The 11,590-nt window shown below is 36.3% G+C and carries 13 protein-coding genes; 2 read left to right on the forward strand and 11 right to left on the reverse strand.

What is annotated here, in order from left to right:
- Positions 1-12 precede the first annotated feature (12 nt).
- The 11 genes from purE to CCZ01_RS10915 form a co-directional block, all read right to left on the reverse strand.
- Positions 13-513 (reverse strand): 5-(carboxyamino)imidazole ribonucleotide mutase, encoded by a 501-nt coding sequence (gene purE / locus CCZ01_RS01985; RefSeq protein ID WP_112051564.1) that lies wholly within the window; start codon positions 511-513, stop codon positions 13-15.
- Entirely contained in the window at positions 514-1,833 is a 1,320-nt protein-coding gene (locus CCZ01_RS01990) for a peptidase U32 family protein (RefSeq protein WP_112051565.1), read from the reverse strand.
- Positions 1,834-2,532, reverse strand: a complete 699-nt coding sequence (locus tag CCZ01_RS01995) for a chemotaxis protein (protein WP_112051566.1) — start codon at positions 2,530-2,532, stop codon at positions 1,834-1,836. It lies immediately after the preceding gene.
- Between the two features lie 110 nt (positions 2,533-2,642).
- Positions 2,643-3,422: a type IV pili methyl-accepting chemotaxis transducer N-terminal domain-containing protein gene (locus tag CCZ01_RS02000; RefSeq protein ID WP_112051567.1), complete on the reverse strand. Its 780-nt coding sequence runs from the start codon at positions 3,420-3,422 to the stop codon at positions 2,643-2,645.
- A gap of 109 nt (positions 3,423-3,531) precedes the next feature.
- A complete protein-coding gene (locus CCZ01_RS02005; RefSeq protein WP_112051568.1) occupies positions 3,532-3,948 on the reverse strand; it encodes a hypothetical protein in 417 nt (138 codons plus the stop codon).
- Positions 3,949-4,974 (reverse strand): hypothetical protein, encoded by a 1,026-nt coding sequence (locus CCZ01_RS02010; RefSeq protein ID WP_112051569.1) that lies wholly within the window; start codon positions 4,972-4,974, stop codon positions 3,949-3,951. It abuts the gene before it with no gap.
- Complete coding sequence (dksA, locus tag CCZ01_RS02015) at positions 4,974-5,330, reverse strand: RNA polymerase-binding protein DksA (protein WP_112051570.1); 357 nt, start codon at positions 5,328-5,330, stop codon at positions 4,974-4,976. Before dksA ends, CCZ01_RS02010 begins: the two co-directional genes overlap by 1 nt.
- Positions 5,331-5,339: 9 nt before the next feature.
- Positions 5,340-5,744 (reverse strand): 23S rRNA (pseudouridine(1915)-N(3))-methyltransferase RlmH, encoded by a 405-nt coding sequence (locus tag CCZ01_RS02020; protein ID WP_258436385.1) that lies wholly within the window; start codon positions 5,742-5,744, stop codon positions 5,340-5,342.
- 22 nt (positions 5,745-5,766) lie between these two features.
- Positions 5,767-6,648 carry an acetyl-CoA carboxylase, carboxyltransferase subunit beta gene (accD, locus tag CCZ01_RS02025; protein ID WP_112051572.1) on the reverse strand — a complete coding sequence of 294 codons (882 nt, stop codon included), beginning with the start codon at positions 6,646-6,648 and terminating at the stop codon, positions 5,767-5,769.
- A gap of 2 nt (positions 6,649-6,650) precedes the next feature.
- On the reverse strand, positions 6,651-7,418 hold the full coding sequence (locus tag CCZ01_RS02030; RefSeq protein ID WP_112051573.1) for an FIG domain-containing protein: 768 nt from the start codon (positions 7,416-7,418) through the stop codon (positions 6,651-6,653).
- A gap of 76 nt (positions 7,419-7,494) precedes the next feature.
- The gene (locus CCZ01_RS10915; protein ID WP_112051574.1) at positions 7,495-9,639 is read right to left on the reverse strand and encodes a methyl-accepting chemotaxis protein; all 2,145 of its coding nucleotides are present in this window, start codon (positions 9,637-9,639) and stop codon (positions 7,495-7,497) included.
- A gap of 268 nt (positions 9,640-9,907) precedes the next feature.
- On the opposite strand from CCZ01_RS10915, the gene CCZ01_RS02040 reads away from it, so the two are divergent.
- Both CCZ01_RS02040 and CCZ01_RS02045 read left to right on the forward strand, forming a co-directional pair.
- On the forward strand, positions 9,908-10,813 hold the full coding sequence (locus tag CCZ01_RS02040) for a Cj0814 family flagellar-dependent secreted protein (RefSeq protein WP_112051575.1): 906 nt from the start codon (positions 9,908-9,910) through the stop codon (positions 10,811-10,813).
- A 61-nt stretch (positions 10,814-10,874) separates the two neighbouring features.
- The gene (locus CCZ01_RS02045) at positions 10,875-11,585 is read left to right on the forward strand and encodes a Bax inhibitor-1/YccA family protein (protein ID WP_112051576.1); all 711 of its coding nucleotides are present in this window, start codon (positions 10,875-10,877) and stop codon (positions 11,583-11,585) included.
- Positions 11,586-11,590 lie beyond the last annotated feature (5 nt).

The following is an 11,590-nucleotide window of genomic DNA, read 5'->3' on the forward strand; positions in this document are numbered from 1 at the left end:
TTTACCCCCTTTTTAACGCGGTAATAAATGTTCAATTTGAGCAGAATCTAGTTCCACATTCTTAGCCTTCATCACACGATCTTCTTTGAGTTTTTCTGCTAATTCTTTGTCTTTTAATGCAAGAACTTGCATAGCCATATAAGCACTATTAATTGCACCGCTTTTCCCAATAGCAACAGTTGCAACAGGCATTCCAGATGGCATTTGCACAGTTGAAAGCAAAGCGTCTAAGCCATCTAATGCCCCCCCTGCCATCGGAATACCAATCACAGGCTTTGTACTCATCGCCGCAATGGCTCCTGCAAGATGGGCTGCCATTCCTGCTGCTGCAATAAATAGCTGAGCCCCTCTAGATTCAGCATCAAGAACATATTTCTTTGTACGCTCAGGACTACGATGAGCAGAACTGATAATCATTTCGTAGGGAACATCAAATTTCTCTAAAATTTTTGCACACTCTTGCATAACACCATAATCACTCTTGCTACCAATCACAATTGATACAAATTCCATCTACAACTCCTTTATGTTTGTTCGTAAAAAACTAAATGCTTTCAAAGTGGCAGGAAGACAAAAAGGTTGTGTATTACCACTATGGATAGATTCTAGCTCCTTACTCTCTTTTGTGATAATTTTATGCAAAGAGAGGTAAAATCTCCCATTTCTCTGTGTAATCTCACCAATATCATTACTAACAAGATTTGGAACAAAACCCAAAGGAGAAACAATTTCATATTCCTTGTTTTTATCAATACGAAATTTGGCTAAGGCATGTTGTTGCGTTTCACAAACCTCTGCAACAACCTGAAAATCTCCTTCACTCATAGGTGTAATATGGTTTTGTGTATCCAAGCGCACAAAAGGGCGATGGACAATATACCCATCTGTTAAGCCCCGATTTTTTAGTGTATCAATTTCTTGCTGATATAATTCTGCATTAAAACAATGATTCAAAGAGTCATCAATTGCACAGCGATAAGCCTTAGTCGTAATGGCGACATAATAACTCGACTTTGTTCTCCCCTCAATTTTAAAGGAATCAACCACGCCACTTTGAATAATATCATCAATATGGGCAATCAAGCTTAAATCTTTCGCATTAAAAATATGCGTCCCAACACCCTCTTCCTCCTCAAGACGCATCATAACACCCGTATCAGGCTCTCTTACAAAATGTATACATTCTTTTGCATTTACAATCTCTTCTGATTGTGGTGGTTGAATCAAATATTCATAGTCAAAACGACAATCGTTAGCACAACTCCCGCGATTAGGCACTCGCCCATGCTGCAGAGCACTAATCAAACAACGTCCAGAAAATGCAAAACACATACTTCCATGAACAAAAATTTCCAGCTCTAGCTGTGGCAAAGCAGTCTTAATTTCTTTTAAATCTTTCAGGCTAATTTCCCTTGCAGCAATAATTCTACTCACACCCATTTCATAAAACACTTCAGCATCAAGCACATTAAGCACATTCGCTTGTGTAGAAAGATGAATAGGAATATGTGGTGCAATTTGTTTAGCAAGCCTTATAACACCGGGCGTGGCAACAATAAAAGCATCAACACCAATATCCGCCATCTTTTGCAAATGTGATTTTAAAAGCTGGATTTGAGAATTAAAAGGAAAACCATTCACGGTAGCATAAATTTTTTTACCATAGCTATGCGTTAGATTCACACCCTCCGCAAATGAATCATAGTCAAACTCACGTCCCGAACGATTCCGTAGAGAGAAATGACTCACTCCACCATAAAGTGCATCAGCACCATAGGCAAGAGCAATTTTTAATTTTTCTAAATTTCCTGCTGGAGAAAGAAGCTCAAACAATCAACTATGTCCTCCACCTAAAGAAGCAATGAGAGCTTCAATATCATCTTCGCTAACAACATCTTTTGTATCCTTGTCGCCTGCAATGTGTGTCGCCGAAGCTACGCGTTTAGAATCATCAATTTTACCTTCAAAAAGAGAATTCATATATTTTGAAAGTGTCCGCATAACATTAATTACCCTTTCAATCTTTTGGCGGTGAATATCTTGATACTGCATAGTATCCATAATACTCATAATACCATCACCAACATCAAGACTTGAAGTAATAATCAAATCTACCTTCTTTTGAGCATTTTCTATATCTGCAAGAGCTTTCGAGAAAGTTTGAATCTGAGGAAAAGCCTCATGAAGCTTTTCAAACAACTCCTTTTGAGTTTTTACAAATTTCTGTATATCGCGCCCATTTCCTTCAATATCCATCATTTGATTACTGATTGTCTCAAGGTAATCAAAAACTTGATTTGCTTTTGTTTCAATCCCTTTTGTTACATCATCCAGCTGACTGACAACCTTATGATCTTCTGTTGGCGGAGGCGGTGGCCATTGATTAGAAGCTGCAACCCGATACCCTTCAGCGTCTGCTGTATTCACAACCATACCCTCTTCTTCTGCATCTGCAGTATCTGTTGTTTCATCAAGCACACCATCTAGGCTTACATCGCCATTCATTAAAGAATCTAACTCTTCTTGTGTCATTAAAATTACTCCAAAATTGCAACTCAGTTATAACCTTCATATAGTTATCGTATTTTAGATTAAAAAAGTAGTAGATTCGCTTAAAAGCTAGACTTTTTATAGATTGACTTTTACATTTCTCTTGAAAGTAACACAATCAACATAGGTATAATTAAAAAAATAAATTCAATCAAGACAATCAATGCTAAAAAAATATAAGAAATCATTACAAGTGTTTTAATTTTTTCTGCTTGCTCTTCTGCAAGTGTTTGAAAATTAAAAGTTGCCAACTCAAGTAAACCCAAAATCCCTTCTCGAATTGGCATAATAGACTTGTCCTCAATTTCAATAATCAAAAAAGATTCTGGAATCGACAAAGGAGCATAAGCATAATCATTATTTACCTTATAAACATTATCCCCCACCCATAAATTGAAAATATATTCCCCAATTTGGTGTTGCTTACTCACTTGCTTTTCTTCTAATATTTGTTGCCCCAAAAGAATAAAAGTATCCAATTTTGTCTCTAGATTCAAAGAACCAAAATACAATCTATAAATTGAACAAGCTGAATCAAACAATTTAATTTGTTCTTTAAGGTTTTTGTGAATCTCTGAAAGCTCCATAAGAGATTTTCTTAATTCAACATAAAGTTGATTTTTTTGCTGTTCTGTTGGGGAAGATAGAAGATTCTGTGTTAAGTAAATAATCCTTTGTGTTAACATTCTTTGCTTACCACTCACATTAATAATCGAACCATAGTGTCGTTGCGTATCCAAGCTATTTGAAATAAAAAGCCACAAAAATAACGCTGAAAAAATAAAAATAAAAATAAAAATAAAATGGCGTTTGGCATACTGATTCGCCGCATACTTAGTTGAAAGTAACAACAAACGCAAAGAAGGTCGCATAAGGATTCCTTATAAAAAAATTAGGGAGGAGGCGGAGAACTCTTCCCTAACAAAAAGACTCTAACTTTTTGTAGAGTTTCAAACGACTACTTAGCAAGAAGTGTTCCAATCATCGCTGATAAGGCTTAACAAAATGATATAACTTTGTTGATCCTTCAATCTCCTCAAAATAAAAACTCTCAATTCCACTTGACCATAAAATTTGCACTTCTAATTTGTGCAAACTTCTCCATAAATAATACACACTCACGGGATAACGCGTATCCACAAAACTTTCCAAAGGGTTCAAACGTTCAACTAGCTGATACAAGGGTGGCTGAATCCCCATTTTTGGCTCTGATGCTGCTTGAGCAAAAACCGCATATGTTTCCAATAAGGGCTTGTTAATTAGGTAAAGTGTCGCGTCGCAAACCTGATTCTCATCACAACTCCTCGTACTTAGAGGTGGCTCTAGCCATTCTGGCAAACGTGCCATTTCTGCATACAAATCTACACAACAGATAAAAATAAATAAAAAACGATACATTTATGAATAAAATGCTTCTAGGGGATAATTTTTACCCTCATCACGCAAATCTGCAAACGCACGCATACGCAAAAACTCATGCTCTGTGTGTAGCTTTAAACGTTCCTTAAGATTATGAATCATCTCTAAATTAGCTAAAACATATAAATATGCTTCTTCAGCTACTTCATAACGATTCGCCAATTCTTCAGCAAAATTTAACCACTGGTCCGGGCTAAGAATCTTCTTGCATTCAAGAACCCATTTAATTGTTCTTTTATCAGTAAACTCAGCCTTTGTTATCGTCATTATAACTTCTTCTTTGATAAAGGAGATTCTCTGTGCCAAAACCGCATTCAAGTATGCTTTAGCAATTTCTTTATCCATCTCTACAATATGTAGGTATTTATGAATCTGTTCAGCGGTATTATCATACTGTAACAAAGCAAGAAATGCCTCACGTTTTAGATTTAATGGCTCTGTATCTTTCTTAAGAATTTCGGATGCATAATTTGCATCCTTCGCCATCTTATTGCGTTTTTCAATGAAAAGCAATGCTGAATCCTCAGAAACTCTAAAACGTCTTAAATCTGTTACTTCTCCTTCTAGTAATGATTTATAAACCTGCACAACCTGGTCAATTTTTTCTACACCGCTGGGCATACTTTGAATGTTGGGTGTAATATTAAATCTTGCCAAAGATTTTGAGATTTCATTTAAGTTCTTGATTTTGAAAGTATGTGAAAAATCTTCCCCAAAAACTTGGGCAACAATTTGATTAATTAAAAATTCAGAATCTTCCTGTGAGCGCCTTTTCTCTAAAAAAGCCTTCACTTTTGTACAAAATAACGCTAAGCAGACAATAAAGAAAAAAATACTTAATGGTAAAACTACCCAAACTGCAATAGGTAAACTAACTGTGAAGGATTCTTGCATAAAGGGGATATGAAAGGAGTGAGAATAATGTTCCCCCGTGATAGCATACGCACAAAGCCCAACCGCTAAACTTAACACTACCCATAAAATCGTTAAATTACGCAATCGCATTATTTTCTCCCTTCTTTTTCTATAAATTCACGACAAATAATACAGTACTTTGCATGAGGTTTAACCTTAAGTCGGTCTATCCTAATTTCCTCACCACACATTTCACAAATTCCATACTCCCCTTCTTCAATCTTCATAAGGGCGATTTCAATATCATCATACTCTTTTTTATGATGCAAAGAAATAGAATTACCCACTAAATTCTGCATACTGGCATTCGCATAGTCAATTTCATCACTCATTTTTTGGTGCTTTAGGGCATCCATTTCATTAACATGATTTGCGAAACTATCTTGAAGTTGTTCTTTGCGTTTAAGGAGAATCTCCTTAAATTCCTCTCTTTGTATATTTGTCATTGATTTCCTTTACTTATGGTAGGGGTGATGGCATAAAATACTCATCGCTCGATAGATTTGCTCACACAAAACAATATGAGCAATTTTATGCGAAAAAGTAAGAGGCGATAATGAAAAGTTTTGATGACAAGCTGCTTGAAATTCGTGACTTAAGCCATAAGCACCCCCCACAAAACAATGAATGAGGGATTTATTAGCCATAAATTGTGCAAATTGCTCTGTGTCTACTACCTTTCCATTAGGTGATAAAGCCACACAAAAAGCATCGTGCAAATAAGGCATGAATAACTCATCATAAAATTTCTTTGCCTCCCGTTGCTTATGTACAGAATGCAATTTTTTAGAAAACAAAGAATGTAACTCCAAAACTACACCAATCCCCCTACAAAGCTTTTGATAATGCTCTGCAATCATAAAAAAATGATCTTTTTCAGGCTTACAAATGCAATAAAGTCGTATTTTGATCATGTTGGTTTAAAAACTTTAATAATGCACTCACGCGCCCTTTTAGGTCTTTGCGATGTGCAATCATATCAATCAATCCATGCTCAAGTAAGAATTCTGCCTTTTGGAATCCTTCAGGCAAATCTACACTAATAGTTTGCTTAATCACTCTTGCACCAGCAAAACCCACAGTTGCACCAGGCTCTGCGATGATGATATCACCTAAAAATGCAAAAGATGCACTCACGCCACCTAATGTAGGGTCTGTTAATATTGAAATATAAGGAAGCTTGTGTGCTGAAAGCTTTGCTAAAGCAGCAGAACTCTTCGCCATCTGCATTAGAGAATAAGTTGATTCTTGCATTCTGGCTCCTCCGCTTGTGCTCACGATAACTAGGCCATGCTTTCTCGCAATAGCACGATTAATTGCTCGCACAATTTTTTCTCCTTCAACCGACCCCAAAGAACCACCCATAAAATTAAAATCAAAAATAACAATCTGTGCAGGCACATTATTAATTCGACATTCACCCGCTAAGACAGAACTCGGGCGACCACATTTTTCCATACCTTCTTCTACACGTTTTTCATAGCTTTTTTTATCCACGAAAGCAATGGGATCTGTTGGTGTTAAGTCTTTATCGTATTCAACTAAACTACCTTCATCACAAAGCATGGCAATTCTTTCTTGCAAATCCACTTTCATATGAAAATTACATTTTGGGCAAACTCGATTTTGTGCAATGACTTCCTTGTAGTACATTAACTCATTGCAATGAGGACACTTTACCCAACAAGACGCACTATCTGCACCTTTTGAATTTTCTTTTTCTTTTTCTTTTGCAAAATTTTTAAAAAAGTCCGCGAAACCCATCATTATTCCCTTTCTTTAAGCATTCTTAGAATATCTTGAAAAACACTCTCTTCAGCAGAGACAAGCAAAAACTTATCTCCTCTATAAACATTTAAGTCACTAGAAATAAACAATCCAGCCTCAATATCATGCGGACGCAATCTTCCACCATAAATCACAAAACGACAATATCGCGCGTAAGCAAAAGATAATGCCATCGCACCGGGTGACCGAAATTTCAAACCTGCCTGATGAACCTCTTGTGCAAGGTCCATATTAGCAAATGCGGCCTCAAAAATACCTAGCTTTGGTTTTGCACCCTTACCCACAAATGGCTTTAATTCTTGATTATAGATAACAAAGGGCTTTCCTCCCTCAAAGTCCATACTTTTAAATATGATTTCTTGAGAGCAATAATTCGTAACTAAAGCTTCCTTAGGAGTTAAATCTTTTGTGTGTAAAGAAATAGAAGCTCCATAATAAGGAATAGAGGCGGTAAAATTAGAACTGCCATCAAGAGGATCGAGATAAATAATATCTTCCCCCGCCCCTTGAATCAAACCACTTTCTTCCGAGTGCACAGAACCAAAAGGGAGAAGATGTTCCAAGAAAATCTTTTCACACAACAAATCAGCCCCCAAGCTTCTATCCCCACCCGCACCAATTCCATATCGTTTGAACAATTCTTCATTCGGTGCTACTTGCAAGGCTTCACACACAACCTTTACAGCCTTGAATGCGGCCTGCAAAAATGGCGTATATGCAACATTAAAGGCATCTGCAGAATCCATCAAAACCTCCGCTTGAGTTTATCCAGCAAACATTATAGCTTACAAAAACATTTAATGCAAGATTACCAATTTTTCCCTAAAACTTTTTCTTATTTACATCATCAAAAATTTCCCCTGCAATATTATCAACCTTCTGTGTAATTTGGAATGTGCTATTTGCCACACCTGAATTCTCGTGCGTAATTGCTTCAAGCTGCGTCAAAACTTCATTGATTCGGCTAATTCCAGATGTTTGCTCTTTAATACTCTCTGACATATCTCCTACACCCTGAACTAACACGCTCATATTTGCTTCAATCTCACTCAAACTTTTTCCTGTTCGTTCAGCTAGATTTCTTACCTCATCAGCTACCACTGCAAAACCTCTGCCGTGTTCCCCAGCCCTTGCTGCTTCAATTGCTGCATTTAAAGCAAGCAGATTAGTTTGGTCGGCAATATCACGAATAATGCCTACAACATTCTGAATATCCTCTGTTTGCTTAGTTACATCATTTGTTTTATCTGCAACACTTTGCATAGAAGAGCTAATCTGTTCAATTGCAACTGCGGATTGCTCAATGGAAGAAGCTTGAAGATTGCTACCTTGAAGAAGTTTTTGCATAGATTCTTTTAAATTCTCACTTTGCGTATTCAATTCTTTTGCAAAGCCAGAAGAAGCTATAAGCATTTTTTTAATTTCTTCTCCTAATGCATTTGTTGCAACTTCTACCTCACCAAAAGCATCAGGAATGTTATGTGTAAAATCTAATTCTTTGTAAGATTCAAAAACCGCTTTAATGGTATTCATGTCTTTTCCAATACGCGTTTGCAAAACATCCAACATACTATTCAACACATTTTTCAATTCGATTAATTGAGGATTTGCAGGATCTTGCGTAATCCTCGCTTGTAGGTCTCCAGATTCAATCTTTTTAGCAGTCTCAACAGATTGTTCCACCGCTTGCTCATCTCGCTCTAATGCTAATTGTGTTCGCTTAATGTTCTCATTAATTGCTGCCGCCATCACACCCAACTCATCATTAACACGGATTTGGATAGGCTCAATTGCCTTGCTCTCATGGTTTAGGTATGCGAAAAATTTCAATAAAGCCTGCGACACAATGCCAATACGTTTTGTAACAAGTCTTTGAATATATAAATAAACAGCCAAAGTAACAATCACGATAAATAAAATCGATCCCACAGCGACAGAAAACAATAACTTAGCTAGAGGTGCATTCACAGATTCTATCGGTGCTGTTGAAATCATAATCCATTGATTAAGCCCAGCCCCAATCTCAAATGGCTTAAATGCAGCATAACTAGCCAATTGCTTTTCTACAGATATGTAATCGCTATAGATATGCTCCTCGAGTTGTCTGCTTTGAAGTGCTAAAAGCATCTTCTTTGCTGCGGGGCTTGAATTGATACTATCCAATGATTTACCTAGCATACTATCACTACTATGAATCGCAATAATACCCTCTTGATTAATTACAAATCGTGCATCATTCTCATAAACATTAAAACGTTCATCAAGTAACACTGTTGACATCTCATGTAAATCGACAATCGCTCCAATTACCCCAATCACCTGCCCAGAACGACCATAAACAGGGTATGCAATATTCACCGCAAAAATATCTAAATCATCAATAATAATATGGCGAGGGCTACCAAATGTTCGTTGTCCCATTAAAGCTTCCTGCACAGAAGGAAGCTTTAAAATCTCATCACTCCCATCAATTTGGACAATATTTGTCTTATAATCAGAACTATTCAATATGGCTTTTTTTTGCTCCTTGCTTTCAAAACCAGGATCATCAAAGAAAAGCATAAACTTTCCACTATCTGTAAAAGAACTCTCATCTTCTGCTAAATGTTGGGGGGGATTTAGCAGATGCAAATATGCGTAGGTACTCCACTGACTATTCTTCAACATATCAATCACATTCTTTTTCAGAGAATCTAAGCGAATAACACTCTCATCAGAATTTTGAAAATTCTCCGAAATGACATCTCTTGTACTAGCCAACAAAGAGATAACCTCATTAAAATTGCCTTGCATATAATTTGCATAGCGAGACGCGTTTGCACTCAAAATTTCCTCTGCATCTGTTTTCATTACATGATAAACCTGATAAGACACAACAGCCGAAAGGATTAAAATGCCAAAAAGAATCGCCATTAAAACAACAACAACAAGCTTTGTCCCAATCTTCAACCCACTAAGAATATTCACTATGTTTCCTTAAAATCTGAAAATAAAGCTACATCAATTGCCCTTATGCCTAATCATTAGTTTATCAGAAGTAATCATAAATAGACAATTCTAAACTCAAAAATCATCACTTTAGAGATTAGAGATAAGCTATAGATAAATTATAGCATAAAAAGCATATAAAATACTAAAACATAATTCTTAAATTTTGAAGCTAAGTCTTCTTGTATGGAATAATTTTTGCTTACTTAATGCAAAACATAACTCATAAAATAATTTTGGAGAGATAATGACTCGACAATATGACTCTTTCTTGTCCAATGATCAAGAACAATGGAATGGATTTCACCTAAACCCAGAAGGGTATCTCTTAGGAACTTTCAATCAAATGGCAAATTTACCCGCAGATTTTCACCTACACTATAAGTCTCTTCAATCATTTATATCTACACTCACCGGTTGCCACACTAATTCCACTCTTTTTCCACCTTTTAAAAAAATAAATCTTTTGAAAAGTATTCAAAATACCCACATAGTTTTTCAGCAAGTTTTAGGCGATAGCATTAAAAAATTTTTATCTCACAACATCCCTGCATCAGCCTTCAAAAGCTTTCCTTATGGTTATGCAATAAATCGCCAAACTTTGGAGGTAACAAGAATCTACAAAACACATACGGAATTTCAAGATGCAAATTCTCATATTGACTTCAAACACAATATCGCTTTGAGGGCAACATTCTTCACAAAAGGTATTTTGCAATCAAAATACATTTTTTCTAGCCTATACGGAAAATATCACGCAGAAGATGATGGATTTTCCTGGAATCCGCATGGAGAATACTATCTGCATCCAGACGAAAGTATCTCTAAAGGTGGCATATTCATTGCATTTATGCGTGAAGCATTTGGAATAGAAGAAGGGGAAGCGACATATAGAGGGAAATTGAGTGGAATGGATAGACATATTGACTCAGCAAAATTGCAACAATTGTGGGAAAATGACCAGCACATTATGCAACAAATTGCAAAAGATGGGTTATTTGAATTTAATACCAATCTTGTTTCACAAGATATTGCAGACCACATTCATAAAATGCGACAGATGCATTCTGCTTTCCAATACAAACACCTCAAATATTCAAGAAATGTAAACAAACTGCAAGAAGAACATCAGAAAGCCTCACGATTTAAATAGCTTTACTTGAATTGTTAATCAAATTGTGATAGAATTCCGAAATTTATTTTAAGGAGAAAAAATGTCATCACTTTACAATCGACAAACCTCTACAAGAAGAGAAGAATATCAATACAACGACACAACACAAATCAAATCCTCCAGCGAGTTGTCTGCATTTGTTTCACAAACCTACCAACTCTTTGCGGCTTCGATTCTAGCTGCATCTGCTGGAGCTTATGTAGGTTTGAATTATGTAGCAGAGATTAGCTCCGTTTATTGGTTGCTATTTATTCTTGAGATTGCGGCACTCATCGGTGTAATTTTCTTACGCAACAAACCCGGCATTAATCTAGCATTGCTTTTTGCATTCACAACACTTTCAGGAGTCACGCTCGTTCCTCTTTTGAGTCGTGTTTTGGATATGCCTAGTGGGGCAAATGCTGTAATGAATGCACTTGGAATGACAGGAATTATTTTTGGCATTATGTCTGTTTATGCTATGAAAACTTCAAAAGATTTAGCATCATGGGGTAAAGTTCTTTTTATTTCTGTTATTGTTATTTTAATTGCCTCAATCGTGAATATCTTTTTAGGAAGCCCCTTACTTCAGGTTGGAATCGCAGCAATAGCTACTCTTGTTTTTTCACTCTACATTGCTTATGATACTCAAATGCTATTAAGAGGTGCATTTGATAGCCCTATTTCAGCAGCTATCAGCCTTTATCTTGATGTATTGAATATCTTTATTTCATTACTCCAACTTTTTGGGATTCTCGGTTCTGATGAGTAATTCTT

The sequence above is a fragment of the Helicobacter monodelphidis genome (assembly GCF_003288845.1).
Classification (GTDB): Bacteria; Campylobacterota; Campylobacteria; order Campylobacterales; family Helicobacteraceae; genus NHYN01.